28 protein-coding genes and 1 pseudogene are annotated in these 25,262 nt (G+C 70.2%); 2 read left to right on the forward strand and 27 right to left on the reverse strand.

Annotated elements, in window-relative coordinates; genetic code table 11:
* Positions 1 to 11 precede the first annotated feature (11 nt).
* The 10 genes from QFZ26_RS03845 to glmS all read right to left on the reverse strand — a co-directional run bounded on the left by QFZ26_RS03845 (position 12) and on the right by glmS (position 8,056).
* Positions 12 to 593, reverse strand: coding sequence for a DUF4190 domain-containing protein (locus QFZ26_RS03845; RefSeq protein ID WP_307039424.1), 582 nt, complete (start codon positions 591 to 593; stop codon positions 12 to 14).
* A gap of 10 nt (positions 594 to 603) precedes the next feature.
* Positions 604 to 1,239 carry a DUF4190 domain-containing protein gene (locus tag QFZ26_RS03850; protein ID WP_307039426.1) on the reverse strand — a complete coding sequence of 212 codons (636 nt, stop codon included), beginning with the start codon at positions 1,237 to 1,239 and terminating at the stop codon, positions 604 to 606.
* Between the two features lie 7 nt (positions 1,240 to 1,246).
* The gene (locus QFZ26_RS03855; protein ID WP_307039428.1) at positions 1,247 to 1,681 is read right to left on the reverse strand and encodes a DUF4190 domain-containing protein; all 435 of its coding nucleotides are present in this window, start codon (positions 1,679 to 1,681) and stop codon (positions 1,247 to 1,249) included.
* A 155-nt stretch (positions 1,682 to 1,836) separates the two neighbouring features.
* The gene (tsaD, locus tag QFZ26_RS03860) at positions 1,837 to 2,889 is read right to left on the reverse strand and encodes a tRNA (adenosine(37)-N6)-threonylcarbamoyltransferase complex transferase subunit TsaD (RefSeq protein ID WP_307039430.1); all 1,053 of its coding nucleotides are present in this window, start codon (positions 2,887 to 2,889) and stop codon (positions 1,837 to 1,839) included.
* Positions 2,886 to 3,512, reverse strand: a complete 627-nt coding sequence (locus QFZ26_RS03865; RefSeq protein WP_307039432.1) for a GNAT family N-acetyltransferase — start codon at positions 3,510 to 3,512, stop codon at positions 2,886 to 2,888. The genes tsaD and QFZ26_RS03865 overlap by 4 nt, the downstream gene beginning before the upstream one ends.
* Complete coding sequence (gene tsaB, locus QFZ26_RS03870; protein WP_307039434.1) at positions 3,509 to 4,129, reverse strand: tRNA (adenosine(37)-N6)-threonylcarbamoyltransferase complex dimerization subunit type 1 TsaB; 621 nt, start codon at positions 4,127 to 4,129, stop codon at positions 3,509 to 3,511. Before tsaB ends, QFZ26_RS03865 begins: the two co-directional genes overlap by 4 nt.
* A gap of 16 nt (positions 4,130 to 4,145) precedes the next feature.
* Complete coding sequence (gene tsaE / locus QFZ26_RS03875) at positions 4,146 to 4,673, reverse strand: tRNA (adenosine(37)-N6)-threonylcarbamoyltransferase complex ATPase subunit type 1 TsaE (protein ID WP_307044920.1); 528 nt, start codon at positions 4,671 to 4,673, stop codon at positions 4,146 to 4,148.
* Positions 4,673 to 5,800 (reverse strand): alanine racemase, encoded by a 1,128-nt coding sequence (gene alr / locus QFZ26_RS03880; RefSeq protein WP_307039436.1) that lies wholly within the window; start codon positions 5,798 to 5,800, stop codon positions 4,673 to 4,675. Before alr ends, tsaE begins: the two co-directional genes overlap by 1 nt.
* Positions 5,797 to 6,171, reverse strand: a complete 375-nt coding sequence (locus tag QFZ26_RS03885) for a holo-ACP synthase (protein WP_307039438.1) — start codon at positions 6,169 to 6,171, stop codon at positions 5,797 to 5,799. The genes alr and QFZ26_RS03885 overlap by 4 nt, the downstream gene beginning before the upstream one ends.
* Before the next feature lie 34 nt (positions 6,172 to 6,205).
* Positions 6,206 to 8,056: a glutamine--fructose-6-phosphate transaminase (isomerizing) gene (glmS, locus tag QFZ26_RS03890; RefSeq protein WP_307039440.1), complete on the reverse strand. Its 1,851-nt coding sequence runs from the start codon at positions 8,054 to 8,056 to the stop codon at positions 6,206 to 6,208.
* Positions 8,057 to 8,138: 82 nt separating this feature from the next.
* Between glmS and coaA the strand changes: the two genes are divergently transcribed.
* Positions 8,139 to 9,095 carry a type I pantothenate kinase gene (coaA, locus tag QFZ26_RS03895; protein ID WP_307039442.1) on the forward strand — a complete coding sequence of 319 codons (957 nt, stop codon included), beginning with the start codon at positions 8,139 to 8,141 and terminating at the stop codon, positions 9,093 to 9,095.
* Positions 9,096 to 9,123: 28 nt separating this feature from the next.
* Here the strand turns inward: coaA and glmM are convergent, their stop codons facing one another.
* The 17 genes and pseudogenes from glmM to QFZ26_RS03980 all read right to left on the reverse strand — a co-directional run bounded on the left by glmM (position 9,124) and on the right by QFZ26_RS03980 (position 23,133).
* Positions 9,124 to 10,485: a phosphoglucosamine mutase gene (glmM, locus tag QFZ26_RS03900; RefSeq protein ID WP_307039445.1), complete on the reverse strand. Its 1,362-nt coding sequence runs from the start codon at positions 10,483 to 10,485 to the stop codon at positions 9,124 to 9,126.
* A 23-nt stretch (positions 10,486 to 10,508) separates the two neighbouring features.
* The gene (rpsI, locus tag QFZ26_RS03905) at positions 10,509 to 10,994 is read right to left on the reverse strand and encodes a 30S ribosomal protein S9 (protein WP_307039447.1); all 486 of its coding nucleotides are present in this window, start codon (positions 10,992 to 10,994) and stop codon (positions 10,509 to 10,511) included.
* 43 nt (positions 10,995 to 11,037) lie between these two features.
* Positions 11,038 to 11,484: a 50S ribosomal protein L13 gene (gene rplM, locus QFZ26_RS03910; RefSeq protein WP_307039449.1), complete on the reverse strand. Its 447-nt coding sequence runs from the start codon at positions 11,482 to 11,484 to the stop codon at positions 11,038 to 11,040.
* A 136-nt stretch (positions 11,485 to 11,620) separates the two neighbouring features.
* Complete coding sequence (locus tag QFZ26_RS03915) at positions 11,621 to 12,616, reverse strand: tRNA pseudouridine synthase A (protein WP_307039451.1); 996 nt, start codon at positions 12,614 to 12,616, stop codon at positions 11,621 to 11,623.
* Positions 12,613 to 13,926 (reverse strand): acyltransferase family protein, encoded by a 1,314-nt coding sequence (locus tag QFZ26_RS03920; RefSeq protein WP_307039453.1) that lies wholly within the window; start codon positions 13,924 to 13,926, stop codon positions 12,613 to 12,615. The genes QFZ26_RS03915 and QFZ26_RS03920 overlap by 4 nt, the downstream gene beginning before the upstream one ends.
* Positions 13,927 to 14,260: 334 nt before the next feature.
* On the reverse strand, positions 14,261 to 14,788 hold the full coding sequence (rplQ, locus tag QFZ26_RS03925; RefSeq protein WP_307039455.1) for a 50S ribosomal protein L17: 528 nt from the start codon (positions 14,786 to 14,788) through the stop codon (positions 14,261 to 14,263).
* A 48-nt stretch (positions 14,789 to 14,836) separates the two neighbouring features.
* Entirely contained in the window at positions 14,837 to 15,823 is a 987-nt protein-coding gene (locus tag QFZ26_RS03930; RefSeq protein WP_307039457.1) for a DNA-directed RNA polymerase subunit alpha, read from the reverse strand.
* Between the two features lie 130 nt (positions 15,824 to 15,953).
* Positions 15,954 to 16,352, reverse strand: a complete 399-nt coding sequence (gene rpsK, locus QFZ26_RS03935; protein ID WP_022889749.1) for a 30S ribosomal protein S11 — start codon at positions 16,350 to 16,352, stop codon at positions 15,954 to 15,956.
* 32 nt (positions 16,353 to 16,384) lie between these two features.
* Positions 16,385 to 16,765, reverse strand: a complete 381-nt coding sequence (gene rpsM, locus QFZ26_RS03940; RefSeq protein ID WP_307039460.1) for a 30S ribosomal protein S13 — start codon at positions 16,763 to 16,765, stop codon at positions 16,385 to 16,387.
* 165 nt (positions 16,766 to 16,930) lie between these two features.
* Positions 16,931 to 17,044, reverse strand: a complete 114-nt coding sequence (rpmJ, locus tag QFZ26_RS03945; RefSeq protein ID WP_129520984.1) for a 50S ribosomal protein L36 — start codon at positions 17,042 to 17,044, stop codon at positions 16,931 to 16,933.
* 69 nt (positions 17,045 to 17,113) lie between these two features.
* The gene (gene infA / locus QFZ26_RS03950; RefSeq protein ID WP_021759551.1) at positions 17,114 to 17,335 is read right to left on the reverse strand and encodes a translation initiation factor IF-1; all 222 of its coding nucleotides are present in this window, start codon (positions 17,333 to 17,335) and stop codon (positions 17,114 to 17,116) included.
* A gap of 161 nt (positions 17,336 to 17,496) precedes the next feature.
* Positions 17,497 to 18,648 (reverse strand): mannitol-1-phosphate 5-dehydrogenase, encoded by a 1,152-nt coding sequence (locus QFZ26_RS03955; RefSeq protein ID WP_307039463.1) that lies wholly within the window; start codon positions 18,646 to 18,648, stop codon positions 17,497 to 17,499.
* Positions 18,645 to 19,085, reverse strand: a complete 441-nt coding sequence (locus QFZ26_RS03960) for a PTS sugar transporter subunit IIA (protein ID WP_307039465.1) — start codon at positions 19,083 to 19,085, stop codon at positions 18,645 to 18,647. The genes QFZ26_RS03955 and QFZ26_RS03960 overlap by 4 nt, the downstream gene beginning before the upstream one ends.
* Before the next feature lie 109 nt (positions 19,086 to 19,194).
* A pseudogene (locus QFZ26_RS03965) lies at positions 19,195 to 20,695 on the reverse strand (PTS mannitol transporter subunit IICB).
* Between the two features lie 22 nt (positions 20,696 to 20,717).
* A complete protein-coding gene (gene ptsP / locus QFZ26_RS03970; RefSeq protein ID WP_307044922.1) occupies positions 20,718 to 22,397 on the reverse strand; it encodes a phosphoenolpyruvate--protein phosphotransferase in 1,680 nt (559 codons plus the stop codon).
* A gap of 45 nt (positions 22,398 to 22,442) precedes the next feature.
* Positions 22,443 to 22,730: an HPr family phosphocarrier protein gene (locus QFZ26_RS03975; protein WP_307039467.1), complete on the reverse strand. Its 288-nt coding sequence runs from the start codon at positions 22,728 to 22,730 to the stop codon at positions 22,443 to 22,445.
* Between the two features lie 91 nt (positions 22,731 to 22,821).
* On the reverse strand, positions 22,822 to 23,133 hold the full coding sequence (locus QFZ26_RS03980) for a PTS sugar transporter subunit IIB (RefSeq protein ID WP_307039469.1): 312 nt from the start codon (positions 23,131 to 23,133) through the stop codon (positions 22,822 to 22,824).
* A gap of 222 nt (positions 23,134 to 23,355) precedes the next feature.
* On the opposite strand from QFZ26_RS03980, the gene QFZ26_RS03985 reads away from it, so the two are divergent.
* Entirely contained in the window at positions 23,356 to 25,248 is a 1,893-nt protein-coding gene (locus QFZ26_RS03985; protein ID WP_307039471.1) for a BglG family transcription antiterminator, read from the forward strand.
* Positions 25,249 to 25,262 lie beyond the last annotated feature (14 nt).

Consider the following 25,262-nt stretch of genomic DNA (forward strand, 5'->3'; position numbering starts at 1 on the left):
CCGCCCTCCCGCTAGTGCGGCAGGGCGCCGAACACGATCGCGTAATAGCCGATCCACACCGCCGAGAAGACGAGGCCGGCGATGCCCGTGCCGATGCCGACGAACGCGAGCGTGCGACCTTCGTCTTCGCGACGCAGGCCGAGCACGCCGAACACGATCGCAGCGATCGAGAGCGGCAGCATCCACCCGACGAAGAGCGACGCCACGGCTCCGAGCGTGCCGACCACTGCGGCGACCCAGCTGTACACCCGGCGTTGCGTGTCGACCTCGATCGCGTCGGCCTCGGCCCCGTCGGGCCGATGCACGATGAGCAACTGCCCGGTCGAGAGTCGGCGCAACTGCCCGGTGTCGAACGGCACGTCGTACTCGCGCTCGGGGCCGAGATCGGCCCGGAGGGTGGGCTCGGCCGGCCGGTACGGCTCGAAGGGGTCGACCAGGGCCTCGCTCCGGGGAACTGCCTCGGGCGTGTCGTGGGGCGGACCGTCGGGCGCGCGGTCCGATGCCGAAACCGCATCGCCGCGGTCGCCCGGTTGCCCCGTGGGAACGCGATCGGGGGCCCCGCCCTCAGGCGGAACCCCGTCGCGGTCACTCATGGGTGAGACCTCAATAGCTGTAGAACTCGCCGTAGCTCGCGAAGAACACACCCCAGAGGATGAGCGACAGCAGCGCCATGGCGATGCCCACGAAGCCCAGGATGAGGCCGGTGAGCCACATTCCCTTCGCCGCGGGCTCCTTCTTCTTGCCGAGGAATCCCAGCACGACGGCAGCTGCCGGGATGAACAGCTGCAGGATGCCGCCGACGAACGGGATCCAGACGACGGCGAAGCCGCCGAGCACGCCGATGATGCCCGCGATCAGCGAGAGGATGCTGAGGATCGGCGTCGGCTTGGCCGGCGCAGAGCCGTAGGCGGGTGCGACGTAGCCGGGCTGGGCAGACGATCCGTACGCGGCGGGCTGACCCACGGCCGGTGCCGCAGGCGCGCCATAGGCCGGCGGTGCGGGAGGCGGCGGCGGCGGGGTCGAGGCGCCATAGCTCGGCACCGTCGGCGGCTCGGGCGGCGCCGGTGGCGCCGGCGGCTCGGGCGCTGCCGGAGGCTCGGGCGCCGACGGCACCTCGGGCACGTCGGGGGTCGAACCCGACGCGACGGCGTCGACCGGCACATCGGGCTCGGGCACGCTGGGCACCTCGGGCTCGGCCGGCACCTCGGAAAATTCGTCAGGATTCTTCGGATCTGTCATGAGTGCCTCAGTAGGTGTAGGAGGCGCCGTAGCTCGCGAGAGCTATGAACGCGATGATCGTCACGATAATGCTGATGAGGCCGATGGCGATGCCGACGAACCCGAGGATGATGCCGGTGAGCCACATGCCCTTCGCGGCGGGCTCCTTCTTCTTGCCGATGAAGCCGAGCACGATCGCGGCGATCGAGAAGAGCAGGCCGAAGTAGAACCAGGAGGAGAGGATGCCGATGATGCCGCCGATGAGCGACAGGATGCTGAGGATCGGCGTCGCGGAGGCCGGGGCGCTCTGGTAGGCGGGAGCCGTGTACCCGGGCTGCGCTGGCGCCGCGGGCTGCGGCGTACTGTATGACGGCGCGGCGGGCTGGGCGGGCTGGGCGGGTGCGGCAGGGGGCACCGGCGGAACGCCGGAGCCTGGCTGCTCAGGAAGGTTCGGATCGGTCACGGTGCGATTCCCCTCGATGCTGTGGTGTCCGCGTCGCCACGTCGGCGGCCGCGCCGGGTGCCGCGAGCTGTCGCGGCATCCGGTCTCGCTTCACACTATCGCGCTGTGTGCGTCGTGCACAGATTCGACTCGTGCACAGATTCGAAACGAGCGGGTCACACCTGGATGTCGGTGACCGGCAGTGTCGAGTCCGCACCGAATCCGAGGTCGGACGCCGGATGCCCCGCCATCACGAGTTGCGCACCGAGCGCGGCGATCATGGCGCCGTTGTCGGTGCAGAGCGACAGCGGCGGCACGCGCAGCGCGACGCCGGCGGCATCCGCCCGCTGCTCGGCGACTTGCCGCAACCGGGCGTTCGCGACGACCCCGCCGCCGAGGAGGAGCCGGGGCACGCCGAGTTCGGCGCACGCGGCGATCGCCTTCGACACGAGCACGTCGACGACGGCCTCGCGGAAGCTCGCGGCGACGTCGGCGAGCGGCACCGGCTCGCCGGCGGCCTCGCGCTGCTCGACCCACCGGGCGACCGCTGTCTTCAGGCCGGAGAAGCTGAAGTCGTAGCGGTGCGCAGCCTGGTCTTTCGCCTGGGTGAGCCCGCGCGGAAAGCGGATCGCCGTCGGGTCTCCGCCGATCGCCGCTCGGTCGATCTCGGGGCCGCCCGGATACGGGAGCCCGAGCAGTCGGGCCACCTTGTCGAACGCCTCGCCCGCCGCGTCGTCGACCGTCTCGCCGAGGAGCTCCACGTCGGAGACGAGGTCGCGCACGAGGAGCAAGGAGGTGTGGCCGCCCGAGACGAGGAGGGCGACGGTCGGGGTCTCGAGGGGCGCCGCGGTGTCGAGCAGGTCGGCGCCGACGTGCCCGACGAGGTGGTTCACTGCGTAGATCGGCACCTCGAGCGCGAGCGCGAGCGCCTTCGCGGCCCCGACGCCGACCATGAGTGCGCCGGCGAGACCCGGTCCGCTCGTGACGGCGATCGCGTCGAGGTCGTGCAGCGACACGGATGCCTCGTCGAGCGCCGAGCGGATCGTCGGGCCGAGCGCCTCGAGGTGCGCGCGGGCCGCGACCTCTGGCACGACCCCGCCGTAGCGGGCGTGCTCCTCCATGGAGGAGGCGATGACGTTCGCGAGCAGGCTCGTGCCGCGCACGATGCCCACCCCGGTCTCGTCGCACGAGGTCTCGATGCCGAGGACGAGCGGTTCGGCCCGGTTCACCGAGCGTCCTCGGGCACGCTGCCGCGGGCGACGTCGGCCCCGCCGGAGGCCGGACGCGTCACGGCGGGCGGCACGTCGAGGCGCATGAGGACCGCGTCGATGCCGTGGCGGTAGTAGCGCGGACGCACGCCGATCTCCTCGAACCCGAGCGAGCGGTAGAGCGAGCGGGCGATCGCGTTGTCGGCGCGAACCTCGAGGAAGAGCTGGGCGATGCCGCGGCGACGCGCCTCGGTGATGAGGGCGTGCATGAGTCCGCGGCCGAGTCCCAGCCCGCGCGCGGCCGGCGCGACGGCGATCGTCTGCACGTCGCCCTGCTCGCCGCCCTTCGGCGCGAGGAGCCCGGCGTAGCCGAGCAGCGACGGGTCGAGCGCCGTCGCATCGGCACTGGCTCCGGCGCCGGCTTCGGCTTCGGCGTCGCCCGCGTGGCCGTCGGCGTCGCGATCACCGGCGGCCGGCCCTGCCGCTGCATCATCGTCGACCGCGATGAGGTAGTAGCCGTGCTCCCCCTCGAGCTCGCGCCGCATGGCATCTACCGGCCAGGCGTCATCGGTGAAGGTGGCGCGTTCGAGCCGCATGATGCGATCGAGGTCGGTGACGCGCGCACGACGCATGAGCACGCTCATCGCAGCACCTTCTTGCTGCCGGCCGACGGCGTGACGTCGGGAGCCCTGAGGTAGAGCGGCTGCTCATCGGCGAGCGGCAGGCGACCCGCGGAGAACGCGAGTTCGGCGAGCATGCCGAGCGCGCCCGCCGAGACGCGGGCCGCATCGAGGCGGATGCCCCGGGCGGGCGGCACCGAGTCACGCGGGGCGAGCGCGGGGCCCTCGGTGCGCACCGGGAGGCCGTCGGCGTCGAGGGCGTCGTAACCGGTCACGGCGAACTCGCGGCGACGGGCATCGGTGACGACCTGGAGCGCGCCGCTTCCGCCGTCGCGGTACCACGCCGACGCGATCGCATCGTGGCTCACGATCGGGACGAGCGGGCGCGCGATGCCGAGCGCGAAGGCCTGCGCCGCGGCGATGCCGACCCGGAGTCCGGTGAACGGCCCTGGGCCCATGCCTGCGGCGACGCCCGAGAGCCGAGACGGCGCGACGCCCGCGGCGGCGAGCGCGTCGCGGATGAATCCGCCGATCACCTCGGCGTGGCGCATGGTGTCGTCGGTGCCCGTCTCGGCCAGGATTCCCGAACGATCGACGACGGCGACGCTCGTGCCCGTCGAGGTGTCGATGGCGAGGAGCATGGAGTCAAGCCTACGCTCACGCGGCGTAGCGGCTGCCCGTCCACCGCGGCCCGTAGCCGTGCACCGTGAGCACGCGCGGCTCGTCGGCGTCGAGGGGGTCGGATGCCGCGGCATCCGTCTGCTCGGGGGCATTCGTCGACGCGGCATCCGTCGCCCTGCTCGCGCCCGTGGGCCGCTCGATGACGATCTCGAGCCACGAGTCGCTCGCATCGTCGACGAGCCCGGCGCCCCATTCGACGACGACCACGGAGTGCTCGAAGTCGAGGTCGAGGTCGTCGAGCAGGGTGGCGTCGCCGAGCCGGTAGGCGTCGACGTGCACGAGCGGCGCGCCGCCGACGAGGCTCGGGTGGGTGCGGGCGAGCACGAAGGTCGGGCTCTGCACCGGGCCGCGCACCCCGAGCCCCGCCCCGATGCCACGGGTGAGCGTGGTCTTGCCCGCACCGAGCGGGCCGGTGAGCACGACGAGGTCGCCGGCGCGGAGCTCGGCGCCGAGCTCGCGCCCGAACGCCTCCATGTCGTCGGTGGTCGGCGCGTCGATGCGCATCACGGGCCGCCCACATAGGTGCGTGGCACTCGCGCGCCGATGCGGGTGACGATCTCGTAGCCGATCGTGTCGGCGGCGTCACCCCAGTCGTCGGCCGAGGGCGCACCGGTCAGCGGGTCGCCGAACAGCACGACCTCGTCACCGGGAGCCACCGCGTCGTCGCCGACATCGACGACGAACTGGTCCATCGCGATGCGGCCGACCACCGGTCGGCGCGCACCCGCCAGCCAGACCTCGGCGCGGTTCGACGCCTGACGCGGCACGCCGTCGGCGTAGCCGAGCGGCACGAGGGCGAGCGTCGTGGGGCGCTCGGCGCGCCAGATGTGCCCGTACGATGCCCCGGTTCCTGCCTCGACGCGACGCACCGCGGCGACACGTGCCCGCAGGGTCATCGCCGGCCGCAGGCCAAGCTCCTCGGCCGTCGTGCCGTCGCCGAATGGCGGGACGCCGTAGCTGCCGATGCCGATGCGCACGAGGTCGAAGCGGGCGGCGGGCATGCGGAGCGCCGCGGCGGTCGAGGCGAGATGTCGCACCTCGGGTGCGAGCCCGGCATCGGATGCCGCGGCGAGCGCCGCCTCGAACGCGGCGAGCTGGCGCGTGTCTTCTTCGGGTGAGGTGTTCGCGAGGTGGCTGAAGACGCCGCGTACGCGCAGGCTCCCTTCACGCTCGCCCCGCGCGGCCGCGGCCACGACCGCGCCCCATTCCTCGGGAGCCACGCCGTTGCGGCTGAGCCCGCTGTCGATCTTCAGGTGCACGGCGGCCGGGCGGGCGACGGATGCCGCGGCATCCGCGATCGCCTGCAGCTGGGGCGCGGACGACACCCCGAGGTCGACCTCGCGCTCGATCGCCGGTGCGAACGCCTCGGCGGGGTCGTGCAGCCAGGCGAGGACGGGCGCGTCGATGCCGGCATCGCGCAGGGCGAGCGCCTCGGCGATGTCGGCGACCCCGAGCCACTCGGCGCCGCCGGCGATGGCGGCTCGCGCGACCGGTACCGCACCATGTCCGTAGGCATCGGCCTTCACCACGGCCATCACCTGCGCAGGAGCGACCTGCCTCGCGATGGCGGCCACGTTGCCGCGGATGGCGTCGAGGTCGATGACGGCTTCGCGGAACGGCTGCGGGTTCATCGCCCGCCTCGAGGCGACTGGTCGGACTCGAGCACGACGAAGGCGCTCGCGATGCCGGCGTCGTGGCTCATCGACAGGTGGACCCGGTCGATGCCGAGTGCCTCCATGTGGTCGGCGAGCCCGCCCGAGAGCAGGAAGTCGGGGTTGCCCTGGGAGTCCTGCACGACCTGCATGTCGTGCCAGCGGATGACGGCATGCCCCCCGAGCGCCTTGATGAGCGCCTCCTTGGCGGCGAACCGCGCGGCCAGCGAGCGCGCCGGCCGACCGCGTTCGCTCTCAGCGAACAAGCGCTCGACCAGCCCCGGAGTGCGGGCGATCGAACGCTCGAAGCGCCCGATGTCGACCACGTCGATGCCGATGCCGGCGATCATGAGCGTCCCTTCGACCACCCGACCGTGGCCCGCGTCACTCGACGGTAACCGACTTCGCCAGGTTGCGCGGCTGGTCGACGTCGAGCCCCTTGGCCTGCGCGAGCTCCATGGCGAAGATCTGCAGCGGCACGACGGCGAGCAGCGGCTCGAAGAGCGGTGCCGCGAGCGGAATGCGCAGCACCTCGTCGGCGAACGGCAGGACCGCGGCATCCCCGGCCTCGGCGATCGCGATGACGCGAGCACCCCGTGCGCGGATCTCCTGGATGTTCGAGACGACCTTCGGGTGCAGAGTCGCCGAACCGCGCGGGCTCGGCACCACGACGAAGACCGGCTGCCCCGGCTCGATGAGCGCGATGGGGCCGTGCTTGAGCTCACCGGCGGCGAAGCCCTCGGCGTGGATGTACGCGAGCTCCTTGAGCTTCAGCGCACCCTCCATGGCGATCGGGTAGCCGACGTGGCGGCCGAGGAAGAGCACGGAACGGGTGTCGGCCATCCAGTGCGCGAGCTCGCCGACCCGCTCGGCCTGGCCGAGCACGGTCTCGAGCTTCTCGGGCACGGCCTGCAGCTCGGCGAGCTGCTCCGCGAGCTGCTCGGCAGTCAGGGTGCCGCGCACACGTGCGAGGTGGAGACCGAAGAGGTAGAGGGCGGCGATCTGCGCCACGAACGCCTTCGTCGAGGCGACGGCGACCTCAGGGCCCGCGTGCGTGTAGACGACCGCGTGGGACTCGCGGGGAATCGTCGCGCCCTGGGTGTTGCAGATCGAGATCGTGCGCGCGCCCATCTCACGCGCGTACTTCACGGCCATGAGCGTGTCCATGGTCTCGCCCGACTGGCTGATCGACACGACGAGCGTGTCGGCGTCGAGCACCGGCTCGCGATAGCGGAACTCATGGCTGAGCTCGACCTCGACCGGCACGCGCGCCCACTGCTCGATCGCGTACTTGGCGACCATGCCCGCATAGGCGGCGGTGCCGCAGGCGATGACGGTGATGCGACGGACGGCGCGGAGCTCCTCGTCGCCGAAGTCCGCGAGCTCGGGGATGACGACCTGGTGGTCGACGACGCGGCCGAGCAGTGTGTTGCGAACGGCCTCGGGCTGCTCGGAGACCTCCTTGCGCATGAAGGAGGACCATCCGCCCTTCTCGGCGGCCGAGGCATCCCATGCGACATCGAACGGCTCGACCTCGACGGTCTCGCCCGCGAAGTCGGTCACCGTGACCTCGTCGGCCGTGATGGTGACGATCTGGTCCTGACCGATCGCGACGGCACGCTTCGTGTACTCGACGAAAGCCGCGACATCCGAGCCGAGGAAGTTCTCGCCCTCGCCGAGGCCGATGACGAGCGGGGAGTTGCGGCGAGCGCCGACGACCACGCCGGGCTCGTCGCGGTGCACGGCCAGGAGCGTGAAGGCGCCGTCGAGCCGGGAGACGGTGTTGCGGAAGGCCTCGCGCAGGTCACCGGTGGTCCGGTACTCACGGCCGAGGAGCACTGCGGCGACCTCGGTGTCGGTCTCGCTCTCGAAGGTGGCTCCGCCGGCGAGCAACTCGTCTTTCAGCTCGGCGAAGTTCTCGATGATGCCGTTGTGGATGAGGGCGAGTCGGCCCTCATCACCGAGGTGCGGATGGGCGTTGCGGTCGGTCGGACCACCGTGGGTCGCCCACCGGGTGTGGCCGATACCGGTGCGGCCGCGGTGAGGGGGATTCGCGTCGAGTTCGTCAGCGAGCACCTGGAGCTTGCCGGCTCGCTTCGCGGTCTCGATCACTCCCTCGTCATTGACGATCGCGATACCGGCCGAGTCGTAGCCACGGTACTCGAGGCGGCTCAGGCCACCCATGAGGACGTCGAGGCTGTTGCGCTCTCCGACGTATCCGACGATTCCACACATAGGGAGGATCCTACCTGTGCGCGGCTGTGCGGCCGCCCCGCGCGATCACGGGCAGCCCTGTGCCCGACACTAGACTGTCGTGGTGCCAGATCCGCAGAGCCCGTCATCGAACGGCGCCCAGATCTCGCCGTTCATCGAACTCGGCCGGGCCGACTGGGCGGCGCTCGCCCCGTCGATGCCGACGCCATTGCGCGAGACCGAGATCGTCCAGCTGCGGGGCCTCGGTGAGCCGCTCGACCTCCGCGAGGTCGCCGAGGTCTACCTCCCCCTGAGCCGGCTGCTCAACCTCTACGTGGGCGGCACGAAGTCGTTGCACGACGTCACGAGCGAGTTCCTGCGCGAGCGCGTCGAGTCGACCCCGTTCGTCATCGGCGTCGCGGGGTCGGTCGCGGTCGGCAAGTCCACGATCGCCCGGCTCCTGCGTGAGCTCCTCGCCCGGTGGGAGCACACGCCGCACGTCGAGCTGATCACGACCGACGGGTTCCTCTTCCCGAACGCCGAGCTCGAGCGGCGCGGCCTCATGGCCCGCAAGGGCTTCCCCGAGTCGTACGACCGCCGGGCGCTGCTCAGGTTCGTCAGCGAGGTCAAGGCCGGCGCATCCGAGGTGCGCGCACCCTTCTACTCGCACCTCGCCTACGACATCGTCCCCGACGCGCAGGTCACCGTGCGACGACCCGACGTGCTGATCGTCGAAGGCCTCAACGTGCTGCAGCCGCCCGGCCCCGGCCACCGGCTCGCGGTGAGCGACCTGTTCGACTTCACCATCTACGTCGACGCGCGCACGAGCGACATCGCCCGGTGGTACGAGGAACGCTTCCTGAAGCTGCAGCGCGGCGCCTTCGCGAACCCCCGGTCGTACTTCCACCGCTACGCGAGCCTGACCGAAGCCGAGGCGCGCCAGCGCGCCCGTGAGATCTGGCACACCATCAACGAGCCGAACCTGTTGCAGAACATCAGGCCGACGAGATCGCGTGCGTCGCTCGTGCTGCGCAAGGGCGCCGATCACACCGTCTCGAACGTGCTCCTGCGCAAGCTCTGACGGCGCGCCGCCCAGCATCCGGCGTCGGCTAGCTCGTGAGCCGCTCGCGCACGACGCCGGCGAGCGTCGCGGCGTGGCGTTCGGCCGACTCCTGGTCGGCCGCCTCCACCATGACGCGCACCATCGGCTCGGTGCCCGAGGGCCGCAGCAGCACCCGGCCCGAATCGCCGAGCTCCGCTTCGGCCGTGGCGACGGCCGCTGAGATCTCGGCGTCGTCGTGCAGCGCATGGTGGTCGACTCCGCGCACGTTGACGAGCACCTGCGGATAGACCGTCATGACCGAGGCGAGGTCGGCGAGCGACCGGCCCGAGCGCGCCATCTCGGCCGCGAGGTGCAGGCCGGTGAGCACGCCGTCGCCGGTCGTGGCGTGTTCGGTCATGATCACGTGACCCGACTGCTCGCCACCGAGGGCGAGCTTGCCGGCGGCCAGCGCCTCGAGCACGTATCGGTCGCCGACCTTCGTCTCGATGACACGGATGCCTCGCTCCGCCATGGCCCGGCGGAGCCCCAGGTTCGACATGACGGTGACGACGAGCGTGTCGTCGGTGAGGATGCCGCGCTCGTGCATCGACACGGCGAGGATCGCCATGATCTGGTCGCCGTCGATGACATTGCCCTCGGCGTCGACGGCGAGGCAGCGATCGGCGTCGCCGTCGTGGGCGATTCCGAGGTCGGCCCCGTGCTCGACCACCGCGGCCTGCAAGGGCCCGAGGTGTGTCGAACCGACGCCGTCGTTGATGTTCATGCCGTCGGGATCGGCGCCGATGACCGTGACTCGAGCTCCGGCATCGCGGAAGGTCTCGGGCGAGACGCCGGCCGCTGCGCCGTGGGCGCAGTCGAGGACGACGTGCAGCCCTTCGAGACGGTGCGGCAGCGTGCCGAGCAGGTGCACCACGTAGCGGTCTTCAGCGTCGGCGAAGCGCCGGATGCGCCCGACGCCGTCGCCGACGGGTGCCAGCTTCGGCTTGCCGAGATAGGACTCGATGCGGTCTTCGACCTCGTCGGGCAGCTTCGTGCCGCCGAAGGAGAAGAACTTGATGCCGTTGTCGGGCGCGGGATTGTGCGACGCCGAGATCATCACGCCGAAGTCGGCGCCGATGGAGTCGATCAGGTACGCGGTCGCCGGAGTGGGGATGACGCCCGCGTCGAGCACGTCGACGCCCGATGAAGCGAGGCCGGCCGAGACGGCCGCAGTGAGGAACTGGCCGGAGACCCGGGGGTCGCGCGCGACGACCGCGACCGGTCGCCGGCCGGCGGCGCGGAGTTCGTCGGCGTGCCGCCCCTGTGTGAGCACGGACGCAGCCGCCTGGGCGAGGCCCAGAGCCAGGTCAGCCGTGAGTTCACGGTTGGCCAGGCCCCGGACCCCGTCGGTTCCGAAAAGCCGAGGCATGTACGGAGAACCGTATGCCGGGATCAGCGCTTCGAGAACTGAGGTGCCTTGCGGGCCTTCTTGAGACCGGCCTTCTTGCGCTCGATGACGCGAGCGTCACGCGTGAGGAAGCCCGACTTCTTGAGCGTCGCGCGGTTGTTGTCGCGGTCGATCTCGTTGAGCGCACGCGCGATCGCGAGGCGCAGCGCGCCGGCCTGGCCCGAGGGGCCGCCACCGGTGATCTTCGCGACGACGTCGTACGAACCCGTGAGCTCGAGCACGGTGAACGGGTCGGTGATGAGCTGCTGGTGCAGCTTGTTCGGGAAGTACTGCGCGAGCTCACGGCCGTTGACCGTGATGGTGCCGGCACCGGGGACGAGGCGCGCGCGGGCGATGGCCTGCTTGCGGCGGCCGACGGCCGAGCCCGAGACGTTCAGCACGGGACGGGGGGTGGTGGGGGCTTCCGAGGGGGTGCTCTCGGTGGTGTAGCTCTCGGGAGCCGCTTCGATCTGGTCTGCGATCTTCGCCATGGTGATGTGAATCCTTATTTCGAGAACGTCGAGTGCGCCGGAACTACTGGGCGACCTGGGTGAGGGTGTACGGCTTCGGCTGCTGAGCCGCGTGCGGGTGCTCCGGTCCGACGTAGACCTTCAGCTTCTTGAGCTGGGCGCGGCCGATCGAGTTCTTCGGGAGCATGCCGCGGATCGCCTTCTCGACGGCGCGGACGGGGTTCTTCTCAAGGAGCTCGGCGTAGCTGACGGCCGTGAGGCCACCCGGGTAACCGGAGTGGCGGTAGGCCTTCTTCTGCTCGAGCTTCTGGCCGGTGAGGGCCACCTTGTCGGCGTTCACGATGATGACGAAGTCACCGGTGTCCATGTGGTTCGCGAAGATCGCCTTGTGCTTGCCACGCAGCAGGGCTGCGGAGTGGCTCGCGAGACGACCGAGCACGATGTCGGTTGCATCGATGACGACCCAGTCGCGCTGGATCTCATTCGGCTTGGGGCTATAGGTGCGCGTCACGGAAGTGCTGCTTTCTGATCGAGTGAGGGGTTCGTGAATCCCACTCCGGTGGGTGTTCGCCCGCGATACGTTCGAACGCCCTGGTGGAGGGCTCAACTTCGGATGCCGCCGCAGAGGACGGCACCAAAGATCAACCTTAGCCGATTACCCCGTCGACGTGCAATTCGCGGCGGGCTCGGGTCTGAGCCGCGCGGACCTCCATCTCGGCGTCGTCGGGGTATCCGACCTCCGTGAGCACGAGTCCCCTTGCGGGCATGACCATGAACGCGCTCGTGCGCGCCGCCGCCTGCAGTAGTTCGGCGGGGTCGCCCGGATCGAGCCGGCCCTCCCCGACCGCGACGCAGGCGCCGACGAGCGCCCGCACCATCGAATGGCAGAACGCGTCGGCCTGCAACGATGCGACGAGCAGTCCGTCGGCATCGCGCACCCAGCGGTACGACTGCAGCGTGCGGATGGTCGTGGCCCCTGTGCGCGGCTTGCAGAACGCCGCGAAGTCGTGGAGTCCGACGAGCCTGCCCGCCGCCTCGTCCATGGCGGCCGCATCGAGCACGCGGGGGGCGGTCACGGTGCGCCGGCGCTCGAGCGGATCACGGCGGGCGGATGCGTCGGACACGCGGTATTCGTAGCGGCGCCAGAGTGCCGAGAACCTCGCGTCGAATCCGATGGGAGCCCGCGCGATCTCGGTGACGACGACATCGGCGTCGGCGCCCAGGATGCCGGCGACACGTCGCCGGAGCACCGCCTCAGCGGTCGCGCCGTCGGACGGGTGCCCGCTCCGCGGACGGGTGACCGAGGCGAGCGCAGTCGCGGGGAGGTCGAGATGCGCGACCTGGCCGAGCGCATGCACGCCCGCATCGGTGCGGCCGGCAACGGTGAGCCGCGGCTCCACACCGGTGCGGCGGAAGAGGGTCGCCAACGCCGTCTCGAGCACGCCCTGCACCGTGCGAAGTCCGGGCTGCCGGCTCCACCCGCTGAAGTCGGTGCCGTCGTAGGAGATGCCGAGGCGCAAGCGCACGAATGATTCCTCGGCGGCGGCGGCCTCGACGGTGGCACTCGACTCGAGACCGCCCACGCCGGTCGACATCGCACCCGCGGGCTGCGTCTCGGGCGCGGCATCCGGTCGTTCGTTCACCTCACCAGCCTAGGGTCGGGATCACCGTCCCGCGCGATCACCGACTGCGCCAGGACGGGTTCGGGCATCGCCCGTGGCCCGCGACCGCCGATCGTGAGCGCCACCACCGCGCCCGTCACGAGCAGGCAGCCGGTGACGCCGACCTGCCACGGCACGTAGCCCTGGGTGAGGATCACGCCGACTCCCGCGATCGCGACCGCCATCCACGCGACGACCGCGACCAGCGGAGTGCGGCGCTCGACGGGGTCGGGCCAGCGAGCCTCCAGTCTGGGCACCACGAGGCAGCACAGCGCGACGACCACGCCGATGGCGGCGACCCACAGCGGCCTCGTCGCCCACCACGCCGGCGAGAGCACCGCCGGGAACGGAAGACCGAGCACCGCCTGTGCGCCGACCACGACCGCCATGGCGAACGTGTGCCAGAGGTAGATGACCATGCCGAACACGCCGAACACGTAGACACCGCCGAGCAGTGCCCGGCCATGCATCGCCCGGCGGATCGCGGGCTGCGCGAGCGCGAACAGGGAGACCTGGCCGAGCGCGAGCGCGAGGATGCACAGGGTCGGCGGGTTGAGGTTGTCGAGCATGTCGTGCGAGTAGCCGAACACCGTGACGAGCACGACGATGACGCCATAGCTGCCGGCCGCCATGGCCCAGAGCGTCGCCCGCGAGCACCGCGCGAACCAGCCGTCGCGCAGTCCGAAGCCCAGCTGCTGTGCGAACAACCACACGAACAGCCAGTTGAGCGGGCCGATCGGCAGCCCGGTCACGCGCGAGAGTGCGTCGACCGCCACGACACCGCCGGCGAGCCCGAGGTATCCGGCCCACGGTGCGTGGCGATGGACGGTCGACATCACGGGCACGAGCGCGGTGCACGCGATGTAGACCGGGATGAACCACAACGGCTCGGCGAGCCGCACCGCGAAGGTTCGTACGAACTCGAAATCGGCGCCGGCCGCGAGCATCACCGCGAGCACCCCGCCGACCGCCGCGGTGACGGAGACCACCGGACGAGCGAGCCGGATGACGCGGAGCCGCACGTAGTGCGCGACCGTCTCGCCGTGCCCGCGAAGCCGGCGCCACTGGGTGATTGCCGCGAAGCCGCCGCAGATGAAGAAGACCGGCATGATCATGAGCGGCCACGTCGCCCAGGCGAGTGGCTCGAAGCCGTCGAGCGCGTTGAACGCGCGGAGCGGATCACCGCCGATGCCCATCTGCAGGGCATGCAGCAGCACGACGACGGGCAGGCAGAGAGCACGGGCGAAGTCGATCGAAAGGTCGCGGTCGACCGGGACGCGAAGCGTGGACATGCTCTCCCTCTCGTGCGCCGCCGTCGGCTGCACCGAGAACAGATTCTAGGCAGAAACGGCGAACGGGCCCCGCGCCCTGTGGAAAGGGGGGACGCGTCCGAACGGATGGCCCGTCGACCTGGCTAGACCACGATCGTGTAGCTCGTCTCGCGGCTCGCCACACCGCCACGTCGGGATGCGCGAGCGGCGGGAGCGCGGCCGGGGCCGTGATGCGCTCACGGAGCGGCGGCACTTCCTCCTCGGCCACCCGTCCAGCCTCGACGCGGCACGCTTCGCGACGACGAAGGGCCCCGGTGCGATCGCACCGGGGCCCTTCGTGAACGTGCGTTGAGACCTACTTGGCCTCGACCTCTTCGGCCGGCGCCTCATCGGCGGCGACCTCGGTGGTCTCGTCGGCGACGGGAGCCTCGGCGACCTCGGTGGTCTCCTCGACCTCGGCCGGAGCCTCGTCGACGACGGGCGCTGCTGCGGCGGCCGGCTTCGCGGCGCGCTGCTTCGGCGTGACGGGCTCGAGCACGAGCTCGATGACCGCCATGGGGGCGTTGTCGCCCTTGCGGTTGCCGATCTTCGTGATGCGGGTGTAGCCGCCCTCACGGTCGGCGACCTGCGGTGCGATGACCGTGAACAGCTCGTGCACGACGGTCTTGTCGCCGATGACCCCGAGCACGCGACGGCGCGCGTGCAGGTCACCGCGCTTGCCGAACGTCACCAGACGCTCGGCGAGCGGACGCAGGCGCTTGGCCTTCGTCTCGGTCGTGGTGATGCGCTTGTGCGTGAACAACGCAGCGGCGAGGTTCGCGAGCATCAACCGCTCGTGGGCGGGGCCGCCTCCGAGGCGGGGGCCCTTCGTGGGCTTCGGCATGGTTCGTTCTCTCCAGTAGTCAGGGGTTGGTGCGGCGGGTGAAGACGATCAGGACTCGTCGTCGAAGCCCGTGTAGAAGTGGGCGCCGTCGAATCCGGGAACCGAATCCTTGAGCGACAGGCCCATCTCGGTGAGCTTGTCCTTGACCTCATCCACCGACTTCTGACCGAAGTTGCGGATGTTCATGAGCTGCGACTCCGACAGGGCGACGAGCTCGGACACGGTGTTGATGCCCTCACGCTTCAGGCAGTTGTAGCTGCGCACCGAGAGGTCGAGGTCTTCGATCGGGATCGAGAGCTCGCTGGAGAGCACGGCGTCGACCGGCGCGGGGCCGATCTCGATGCCCTCGGCCGCGGTGTTCAGCTCGCGTGCGAGGCCGAACAGCTCGGTGAGGGTGCGGCCGGCCGAGGCGATCGCGTCGCGGGGCGTGATGGCGGGCTTCGACTCGACGTCGACTACGAGGCGGTCGAAGTCGGTGCGCTCGCCGGCACGGGTGGCCTCGACGCGGTAGGTGACCTTCAGCACGGGCGAGTAGATCGAGTCGACCGGGATCTGGCCGGCCTCGGAGTACTCGTTGCGGTTCTGGCTGGCCGAGACGTAGCCGCGGCCACGCTCGATCGTGAGCTCGAGCTCGAACTTGGCCGAGTCGTTGAGCGTCGCGATGACGAGCTCGGGGTTGTGCACCTCGACGCCCGCGGGAGCGGAGATGTCGGCGGCGGTGACCTCACCGGCACCCTGCTTGCGCAGGTAGGCGGTGATCGGCTCGTCGTGCTCGCTCGAGACGACGAGGTTCTTGATGTTGAGGATGATTTCGGTGACATCCTCCTTCACGCCGGGAACCGTCGAGAACTCGTGGAGCACGCCGTCGATGCGGATGCTCGTCACGGCTGCGCCGGGGATCGAGGAGAGGAGGGTGCGACGGAGCGAGTTGCCCAGGGTGTAACCGAAGCCCGGCTCGAGGGGCTCGATCACGAAACGCGAACGGAACTCCGAGATGTTCTCTTCGGTGAGCGTCGGGCGCTGTGCGATCAGCACTGTTGATTCCTTTCGGCAGGGTGTCCGCTATATGACACCTGCGAGTACGAGGATCTTGAGTTGTGAGAAGAACGGATGCCCGGTGGTCGAACGATGCCGTCAGGCAACGCTCGACCACCGGTGCGGTGAATCAGACGCGGCGACGCTTGGGCGGGCGGCATCCGTTGTGAGCCTGGGGCGTCACGTCGTTGATGCTGCCGACCTCGAGGCCGGCGGCCTGGAGCGAGCGGATCGCGGTCTCACGGCCCGAGCCGGGGCCCTTGACGAAGACGTCGACCTTCTTCATGCCGTGCTCCTGCGCCTGGCGCGCGGCCGACTCGGCGGCGAGCTGTGCGGCGAAGGGGGTCGACTTGCGCGAGCCCTTGAAGCCGACACCGCCGGACGATGCCCAGCTGATCACGGCGCCGTTCGTGTCGGTGATCGACACGATCGTGTTGTTGAACGTCGACTTGATGTGGGCCTGGCCCACGGCGATGTTCTTCTTTTCCTTCTTGCGCGGCTTGCGAGTAGCCGCCTTGGGTGCTGCCATGTGTGAAATCTCCTAGATCTGGCGACGAGCGGTTACTTGCGGCCGGGCTTCTTCTTGCCGGCAACGGTGCGCTTGGGGCCCTTGCGGGTACGCGCGTTGGTCTTCGTGCGCTGGCCGCGGACCGGGAGACCGCGACGGTGGCGCATGCCCTCGTACGATCCGATCTCGACCTTGCGGCGGATGTCGGCGGCGACCTCACGGCGGAGGTCACCCTCGACCTTGAAGTTGCCCTCGATGTAGTCGCGGAGGGCGACGAGCTGCTCGTCGCTGAGGTCCTTGACGCGGATGTTTCCGTCGATGCCGGTGTCGGCGAGCGTGGTGAGCGCTCGCGTGCGGCCGACGCCGTAGATGTAAGTCAGTGCGATCTCCACGCGCTTCTCGCGCGGGATGTCGACTCCTGCCAGACGTGCCATGTGTGGCTCTCCTGTAGTGAAGTGGAGGTGTGGAGCAACGCCGGTGCCCGGGCCTCCAACCCGAGGTGTCCCCGCGGCATCCGAGGATGTCGCGGTTCTGGCGCTGCCGATTCGGTGTTCAGTTATGGGAGCGGGGCACGCTGCGCGCGCACCCGACGTCTGGGATTAGCCCTGGCGCTGCTTGTGGCGCGGGTTCTCGCAGATCACCATGACGTTGCCATGGCGGCGGATGACCTTGCACTTGTCGCAGATGCGCTTGACGCTGGGGTTGACCTTCATAGTTGTTCCTTGGGATTCGCTGTCTTCGTACCTGCGAGATGTCGCGGGCCGTTACTTTCCGAGCAGCCTTTACTTGTAGCGGTAGACGATTCGGCCGCGCGTCAGGTCGTACGGGCTCAGCTCTACGATCACGCGGTCTTCGGGAAGAATGCGGATGTAGTGCTGGCGCATCTTTCCTGAGATGTGCGCGAGGACCTTGTGCCCGTTCGTGAGTTCCACCCGGAACATCGCGTTCGGAAGCGCCTCGACAACCGAGCCTTCGATCTCGATGACGCCGTCTTTCTTGGCCATAGACTCACTATCGCTTGGAGTTGGGTTGCTTGGTCGTGCGATGATGCTGCGCGCGGTTGCCATCGGGCATGCCGAAGCGGGCGTGCAGAACACCAAGGGTCAACTATAGGCGATTCCGGGGCGTTCCGCCAATCAGGGCCCGGATACCCCGGGGGTGGTCGTCATTCTGCTGCGCTGGCCTCGGCGACCGCCGTCACGAGCCCGGGCTCGAGCGGATGCCCCGCGGCGATGCCCGTGACCTCGTGCACGAACGCCGCCGGCTCGCGGGTCGCGAGGAGCTCCTGCAGTTCGACGCTCTCGGGATCGGCCGGCAGGTCGAATCGGAGTGCCGCGCCGACCGCCTCGAGGAGTCCGTCGACCGCCTCGCCGCGCTCGGCGAGCTCGGCCGCGGGGCCGACGAATCGTTCGTGTCGGCCGAGCTTGCGCAGCGGCTGCCGGCCGACGCGCTCCACGGTGTCGGGCAGCTCGGGGTTCCGGAACCGCTCGAGGATCGTGGCGCGGTACGCGGACTGCTCCGCCGCGGTGAAGTCGTGCTTGTCGACGATGAGCCGTGACGTCTCCTCGAGCACGCGCTCGACCGCTGTGGCGACCGCTGGGTCGGCGAGCGCGTCGCTGATGCGCTCGTGCCCGGCGAGGAATCCGAAGTAGGCGGTGGCGGCGTGCCCCGTGTTCACCGTGAACAGCTTGCGCTCGATGTAGGGCGCCAGATCCGCCACGAAGTGCGCGCCGGGGATCGCGGGCGGCTCGTCGCCGAACGGCGCCCGTTCGATCGCCCACTCGAAGAAGGTCTCGACGGTGACGTCGAGGCCTGAGCCGGCCGCCTGCGCGGGCACAATGCGGTCGACGGCGGCATTCGCGAACACCGCGCGCGCGGCAAGGGTCGGCCACTCGTCGGGGCTCGACAGCGAGGCGATCTCGTCGTGGAGCAGGTCGGTCGCGTTGATCGCGTTCTCGCAGGCCATGATCGCGAGCGGCGAGGCATCCGCCGCCCGCTCCCTGAGCGCCGTGACGAGATGCGGGGCGATGAAGCGCAGGATCGTGGGCCCCACCGCGGTGGTGACGAGGTCGGCCGTCGCGAGCTCGGTGAGGAGCCACGGGGCATCCGTCGCGCTGTTCACCGCGCGGTAGCCGCGCACGACCCGGTCGACGGCACCCGCCCCGACCTCGTGCACCGTGTACTCGTCGGAGTCGTCGAGCGCGTCGATGAGCTCGGCGTTGACGTCGGCGAACACGACCTCGTAGCCCGCATCGTGCAGCAGCAGTCCGACGAAGCCGCGCCCGATGTTGCCGGCGCCGAAGTGCACGGCCTTCACGGCTCGTTGACCTCGGAGAGCAGGGTGTGGAGCTCCTTCGCGGAGCCTGCGGCGAGGAGTCGCGCCACCGCCTCGTCGTCGGAGAAGATGATCGCGATCTTCGAGAGGATCTCGAGGTGCTCGTTCTCGATGCCGGCGATGCCGACGACGAAGCGGGCCTCCTCGCCGCCCCAGTCGACCGGCTCGTCGTAGCGGATCACCGAGAGCGCCGAGCGGCGGATGTGGTTCTTCGCCTCGTTCGTGCCGTGCGGGATTGCGAGGAAGTTGCCCATGTACGTCGACACGGATGCCTCGCGCTCGAGCATCGAGTCGAGGTAGGCGGGGTCGACGGCGCCGACCTCGACGAGGACCTCCCCCGCCTCGCGGATGGCGTCATCGCGGCTCGCCGCGCGTGCGGCCAGCCGCACGTTGCCCTCGGGCAGGATCTCTTCGGCCATGGTGTTCTCCCTCTCCTCGTGATTCATGCGGCGACCCGACGCCGCGGCGACCTCCGCACCGGGAGACCGCCGCGGCATCGGGCTGCCGCCATTTCGTTCCTGCGATGGATCAGCGCACGCCTTCGCTCTGCAGCAGGCTCACGATCTCGTCGTACTTCGGCGAGTTCATGAAGTTGTCGACCGAGACGTGCAGCGCGTTCGGCGACTGGCCCTTCGCACGATCGGTGAGATCCTGATGGGTGATCACGAGGTCGACGTCGTCGGTGAGGTTCGCGATCGCCTTGTTCGTCACCGTCACGCTGTCGATGCCGGCCTTCTTGATCTTGTTGCGCAGCACCGTCGCGCCCATGGCACTCGAACCCATGCCCGCATCGCACGCGAAGATGATCGTGTGGATCGGCTTGCGCTCGAACGCCGCCTCCTCGCCCTCGACGAGCAGCTCACCGCCGGCGGCTGCGCCCTCCTCCTGGAGGTTCTGCAGCACGTCGCTCGACTTGCCCTTGTTCGCCTCGGTCTTCGCGATCGCAGCGGAGAGGTCGCCCGCATCCGCCCTCGCGAGGTCGCGCTTTCGACTCGACCGCAGGATCACCGCGGCGATGAGGAACGACACGGTCGCCGAGAGTATGACCGAGAGGATGACCCCCACGTAACTGTCGGAGGCCGTCTGGGCGAGCACCGCGATGATGCTGCCCGGCGCCGCCGGGGCTCGAAGGCCGCTGTTGAAGAGCACGTTCGTCGCGACACCGGTCATTCCGCCGGCGATGGCCGCCAGGATGAGGATCGGCTTCATGAGCACGTACGGGAAGTAGATCTCGTGGATGCCGCCGAAGAACTGGATGATGATCGCGCCCGGAGCGCTCGCTCGCGCCATGCCGAGTCCGAAGAACGTGAATGCGAGCAGGATGCCGAGGCCGGGGCCCGGGTTCGCTTCGACGAGGAACAGGATCGACTTGCCGGTCTCGCTGGCCTGCTGGGTTCCGATGGGAGTGAACACGCCGTGGTTGATGGCGTTGTTCAGGAAGAGCACCTTGCCGGGCTCGACCAGGATGCTGAGCAGCGGCAGCAGCGACAGCTTCACGAGCCAGTCGACGGCCGCCTCGAGACCGTTGCTCAGCCACTGCACCACGGGCCCGAAGGCGAGGAAGCCCACGATCGCGAGGCCGAAGCCGAGGATGCCGGCTGAGAAGTTGTTGACCAGCATCTCGAAGCCGGCCTCTGATCTTGCCCTCCCAGAGGCGGTCGACCTGCTTCATGAGATAGGCCGCGAGCGGCCCCATGATCATGGCGCCGAGGAACATCGGGATGTCGGTGCCGACGATCACGCCGACCGTCGCGATCGATGCCACGACGCCGCCGCGCGTGTCGTACACGAGCCGGCCGCCCTGGTTGGCGATCAGCAGCGGCAGCAGGTAGGTGATCATCGGGCCGACGAGCGTCGCCAGCGACTCATTGGGCGTGAAGCCTGCCGGGATGAAGAACATCGTGACGATGCCCCACGCGATGAAGGCCGCGATGTTCGGCAGGATCATGTTGGACAGGAACGAGCCGAATCGCTGGACCGCGACGCGACCTCCCCCTGGTCGCTTCGTGCCCGAAGACGTCGTTGTCATGTCAGTAGCCTCTCTGATGGGGTTACGACGCGGCTGCCCGCGACGTGGGGATCTCAGACGCGGCGGCTTGCGCCGCGTGCTTGGCTTCGGCCGCTCCCTCAGCGGCCAGGGCTGCCCGGGCGATCGCGCGTGCGTCGTCGGGGCGGTACCGCGCGAGGGAGGCGCGGACGTCTGCGAGTGCCGATGGCGACATCGACAGTGAGGTGGCGCCGAGGCCGACGAGCACGACCGCGAGCAGCGGGTCGGCGGCGGCCTCGCCGCAGATGCCGACGGGCTTGCCGAGCTCGGCTCCGGCACGGCCGACGTCGGCCATGAGCTTGAGCACCGCCGGATGCCACGGGCTCTGCAGGTTCGCGACCGTGCCGAGCAACCGGTCGGCGGCCATCGTGTACTGGGTGAGGTCGTTCGTGCCGATCGAGGCGAAGTCGCAGGCGGCGAGCACGCGGTCGGCGATGAGGGCGGCGGCGGGGGTCTCCACCATCACCCCGGCGACCCTGATGCCGAGTTCCTTCGCGAGCTCCGTGAAGTACCTCGTCTCCTCGACGGTCGCGATCATGGGCGCCATGACCCACAGCTCGGCGTCGGTCGCGGCATCCGCTGCGGCGAGCGCGGTGAGCTGCTCACGGAGGATCACCTCGGAATGACGCAGGGCACGGATGCCGCGGAGCCCGAGTGCCGGGTTCTCCTCGGGCGCGTCGTTCAGGAACGACAGTGGCTTGTCGGCGCCCGCGTCGAGCACCCGGGCGACGACCTTCCGGCCGGCGAACGCGGCGAGGAGCCGGGTGTACTCGCGCTGCTGGTCGGTGACCGATGGCGCCCGATCGGCGTCGAGGAAGAGGAACTCGGTGCGGAAGAGCCCGACGCCCTCGGCGCCGAGCTTGATGGCCTCGGCTGCGCCGTCGGCTGAGCCGAGGTTCGCGAGCAGCGGCACTGGCGTGCCGTCGGCGAGCGCCCCGGGCGTGACCGGTGCGGTGTCGCGCGCCGCCCGCTCGGCGATCCGCGCCTTCGCGTCGGCGATCTCGTCGGTGCCGGGCGACGCGATCACGAGGTCGCGCTCCGCGTCGACGATGACGGTGTCGCCGTCGGCGAGGCCCGAGGCATCCGCTGCCCCGACGATCGCGACGATCGACTTCTCGCGGGCGAGGATCGCCGTGTGCGAGGTCGGCCCGCCGTCGACCGTGATGAGTCCGAGCACCTGGCCGAGGTCGAGCGTCGCGGTGTCGGCTGGCGCGAGGTCACGGGCCACGAGCACGAACGGATGGCCCGGGTTCGGCACGCCCGGTGCGGGCAGCTTCAGCAGGTGGGCGATGACGCGCTGGGAGATGTCGTCGAGGTCGGCAGCGCGCTCGCCCATGTACCCGCCCATGCCGGCGAGCAGGTCGCGATACGTTGCGAATGCCTCGAACACGGCGCGCTCGGCGGTCTTGCCGGCTTCGACGCGCTTCGTGATCTCGTCGACGACGCTCGGGTCCTCCGCCATCATGGCCTGCGCCTCGAGCACGTCCTGGGCGGCCCCGCCCGCTGTTGCGCCGCGGCTCGCGAGCTCGGCGGCGACGACCGAGAGCGATGCCGTGGCGCGCTCGATCTCTCGGTCGGGCGAGAGGTGGCTCGGCCGGTCGACGGGTTCGGGCAGCCGCTCGGCCATCCTCACCACCGGTCCGACGGCGACGCCTTGCCCGATGCCAGTGCCCTTGATCTCCATCACGCGACCTCCCTGTGCGTTGCGAAGGGAGACGGATGCCGCCGGCTACTCGTCGTGGTCGGTGCTGAGCAGCTCGATGAGCTGGTCGAGCACCGCTGCCTCGTCGGAGCTGCCGTCGCCGTCGCCGTCGCCGTCGACCACGATCGTGACCTCGTCGCCGTGATCGATCCCCTGCGAGATGACCGCGAGGATGCTCGCCGCGTTGACGGGAGCACCGCCCGACTTGCTGATCGTGACCTTGGCGCCCGAAGCGGCGACGGCCTGGGTGAAGAGCTTGGCAGGCCGTGCGTGCAGGCCGTGCGTCGAGCCGATTCGAACTGTGCGTTGCACCATGATTCAGGTCTCCGTCGCTGGCGTCCGTTCCCTCGTTCACCATAGTCCGCGGCATCCCGGGTGGGTACCGTGGCGCGCGTCATGCGCGGGTTCATGATCCGGCCCCAGCGAACTCGAGGGCCAGGTCGAGGGCAGTTGCGCCGTCGGGCGCGGCGGCGGCGCTCTCGGGCAGGATCACGACGGGCACGGATGCCGCGTGGGCATGTTCGCGCACGAGACCGATGCGGTCGCCGAGGTGGGCGCCGACGAGCAGCACGTCGGCGCCGTCGAGCGAGTCGACCAGCCGGGACTCGCTCGTCGCCCTCGCCTCGACCGTCATGCCGCGCGCGGTGGCGGCCTGGCGGATGCGGTGGGCGATGAACGTGCTGGAGGCGCCGGCGCCGCACACGACGATGATGCGCATCTCCAAGCCTCCTCGCCCGGTGTCGCCCGGTCTCCGTCGATCGGCCACGGCGTGCGCCGCGATCGAGTCGATTCTCCGCTCGGCCGGTGCTGCCGTGCCACCAGATCGCCTTCCGCACCCCCGGAAAGTCCAGCCGATATGGCGCCGTGCGCCGCGCCCGGGTGGTTGACTGGCTGCACCGCCCGGCGCCGCGTGGCCCGGGCGCCGACCGTGGAGCGCTGCGTGGCCGAGAACTGGGAGCGACTCGTCGAGGTGCTTGCCGACGAGCAGGAGTGGACGACCGCCGGTGCGCTGGCCGACCGGCTCGGCGTCACGGCCCGCACCATTCGCTCCTATGTCGCTCGTGCGAACACCGACGTGACGCTCGTCGCCTCGGGGCCGGCCGGATACCGGCTCGACCGTGGGGTCTGGGCCGCTCACGGCGTGCCGAGCGGGCGCGACGCCTCCCCCGCTGCGCGCGCGGCGCGGCTCATCCGTTCACTCGTCGATGCCGACGAGGGCCTCGACGTGCACGAGAGCGCCGCCGCCCTGTTCGTGAGCGAGTCGACCATCGAGGCGGATCTCGGGCGCATTCGCGCGCGCCTCGACGGAACGGGCCTCTCGCTTGCACGACGCGGCTCGCTCGTCGAGCTGATCGGTCCCGAATCCGCGAGGCGACGCCTGCTCGGCGCCCTGTTCCGTGAGGAGTCCGCGCGCGGCATGGCCACGCTCGACGAGCTCAGGGCGGCCTTCCCCGCGTTGCCGTCGTTCCGCGATGCCCTCGTGTCGAGACTCTCCGACGCGGGCTACGCGCCGAACGAGTTCGCGCTCAACGACGTGCTGCTGCACCTCGTGATCGCCCTCGACCGCCTCGCGCACGATCACCCGCTCGACGATGCCGAGCTGTCCGAGGCGTCACTCGGGCCTGCCGACCCGGGCGACCTCACCGAGCTGCTCGACGGGCTCGTCCGCGAGCAGTTCGGCCGGAGCCTCGGCCGGGCCGAGCTCGTGCACCTCGCGCGGCTCCTCGGCACGCGTGCCGCCACTCGCTCGGCTTCGACGGATGCCGCAGGGCCGGCGACGTCCGAGCGTGCCGAGCTCGTTCGCACGATCGTCGCGCGGGCCGCGGCCGAGTACCTCGTCGAGCTCGACGACGACGACTTCATCGAGCGGCTCGCCCTTCACGTCGACAACCTCGTGGCGCGAGCGGGCGAGGAGCGCTATGCGCGCAACCCGCTCACCGCCACGATCAAGTCGGCATACCCGCTCATCTACGACCTCGCCGTCTATATCGCGAATGAGCTGCAGCATTCCGAGCGCATCCTCGTGAACGACGACGAGATCGCGTACATCGCCATGCACGTGGGCGCTCACCTCGATCGTCGGCGCGCGGCATCCGAGCGCGTGCGCGTCGCCGTCGTGGCCCCGGCGTACCACGACGTGCACACGGCGCTCGCCGAGCGCATCAGCACGGTGTTCGGCGCGGAGGTCGACCTCGTGGCGCTCGTCGACCACGTCGACGTGGCGTGGTCTTCGCTGCCGGCCGAGCTCGTCATCTCGGTGATCCCGCCGACCGCGCCCGTCGAGCACCTCGTGCGCGTGGCCCCGTTCCCGACCGACGATGACCTCGACCGGGTGCGCGTCGAGCTGGCCCGCATCCGGCGGGCACGGCGTAGGGCCCGCCTCGCGGCGGCGCTCTCGCAGTACATCGCACCGGAACTGTTCATCCGGGGGCTCCGCGGTCTCGACCGCGAGCAGGCCATCCGGCTCCTCGGTGAGCGGATGATCGCGCAAGGCGTGATCGACGAGGCGTACGTCGAGGGTGCGATCGAACGTGAGCGGCTCTCGTCGACCGCCTTCACCGAGCATCTCGCCGTGCCGCACGCGATGACGATGTCGGCCCGCCGCACCGCGATCGCCATCGCGATCGACGAGCACCCGATCGACTGGGACGGCGCACGTGTGAACGTCGTCGCGCTCATCGCCTTCTCCGAAGAGGGACGCGCGGAGTTCCAGGACGTGTTCGACCAGTTCGTCGAGGCGTTCTCCGAGCGCGAGAACGTGCAGCGGCTCGTGAGAGGTGCGACCGACTATCCGGGCCTGCTCGCCGAGCTCGCGCGGCTCATGGAGCCGTGAGCGCAGCCGTACGG

It is taken from the genome of Agromyces ramosus, from assembly GCF_030817175.1.
Lineage (GTDB): Bacteria > Actinomycetota > Actinomycetes > Actinomycetales > Microbacteriaceae > Agromyces > Agromyces ramosus_A.

Bases quoted from the DNA above. Each gene is read 5' to 3' on its own strand.
- QFZ26_RS03845 (WP_307039424.1), bottom strand. From the start codon at position 593: ATGAGTGACCGCGACGGGGTTCCGCCTGAGGGCGGGGCCCCCGATCGC.
- QFZ26_RS03850 (WP_307039426.1), bottom strand. From the start codon at position 1,239: ATGACAGATCCGAAGAATCCTGACGAATTTTCCGAGGTGCCGGCCGAG.
- QFZ26_RS03865 (WP_307039432.1), bottom strand. From the start codon at position 3,512: ATGAGCGTGCTCATGCGTCGTGCGCGCGTCACCGACCTCGATCGCATC.
- tsaB (WP_307039434.1), bottom strand. From the start codon at position 4,129: ATGCTCCTCGCCATCGACACCTCGACGGGCACGAGCGTCGCCGTCGTC.
- tsaE (WP_307044920.1), bottom strand. From the start codon at position 4,673: ATGCGCATCGACGCGCCGACCACCGACGACATGGAGGCGTTCGGGCGC.
- alr (WP_307039436.1), bottom strand. From the start codon at position 5,800: ATGAACCCGCAGCCGTTCCGCGAAGCCGTCATCGACCTCGACGCCATC.
- QFZ26_RS03885 (WP_307039438.1), bottom strand. From the start codon at position 6,171: ATGATCGCCGGCATCGGCATCGACGTGGTCGACATCGGGCGCTTCGAG.
- glmS (WP_307039440.1), bottom strand. From the start codon at position 8,056: ATGTGTGGAATCGTCGGATACGTCGGAGAGCGCAACAGCCTCGACGTC.
- glmM (WP_307039445.1), bottom strand. From the start codon at position 10,485: ATGCCTCGGCTTTTCGGAACCGACGGGGTCCGGGGCCTGGCCAACCGT.
- rpsI (WP_307039447.1), bottom strand. From the start codon at position 10,994: ATGGCGAAGATCGCAGACCAGATCGAAGCGGCTCCCGAGAGCTACACC.
- QFZ26_RS03920 (WP_307039453.1), bottom strand. From the start codon at position 13,926: ATGTCCACGCTTCGCGTCCCGGTCGACCGCGACCTTTCGATCGACTTC.
- rplQ (WP_307039455.1), bottom strand. From the start codon at position 14,788: ATGCCGAAGCCCACGAAGGGCCCCCGCCTCGGAGGCGGCCCCGCCCAC.
- rpsK (WP_022889749.1), bottom strand. From the start codon at position 16,352: ATGGCAGCACCCAAGGCGGCTACTCGCAAGCCGCGCAAGAAGGAAAAG.
- rpsM (WP_307039460.1), bottom strand. From the start codon at position 16,765: ATGGCACGTCTGGCAGGAGTCGACATCCCGCGCGAGAAGCGCGTGGAG.
- rpmJ (WP_129520984.1), bottom strand. From the start codon at position 17,044: ATGAAGGTCAACCCCAGCGTCAAGCGCATCTGCGACAAGTGCAAGGTC.
- infA (WP_021759551.1), bottom strand. From the start codon at position 17,335: ATGGCCAAGAAAGACGGCGTCATCGAGATCGAAGGCTCGGTTGTCGAG.
- QFZ26_RS03960 (WP_307039465.1), bottom strand. From the start codon at position 19,085: ATGGCCGAAGAGATCCTGCCCGAGGGCAACGTGCGGCTGGCCGCACGC.
- ptsP (WP_307044922.1), bottom strand. From the start codon at position 22,397: ATGGAGATCAAGGGCACTGGCATCGGGCAAGGCGTCGCCGTCGGACCG.
- QFZ26_RS03975 (WP_307039467.1), bottom strand. From the start codon at position 22,730: ATGGTGCAACGCACAGTTCGAATCGGCTCGACGCACGGCCTGCACGCA.
- QFZ26_RS03980 (WP_307039469.1), bottom strand. From the start codon at position 23,133: ATGCGCATCATCGTCGTGTGCGGCGCCGGCGCCTCCAGCACGTTCATC.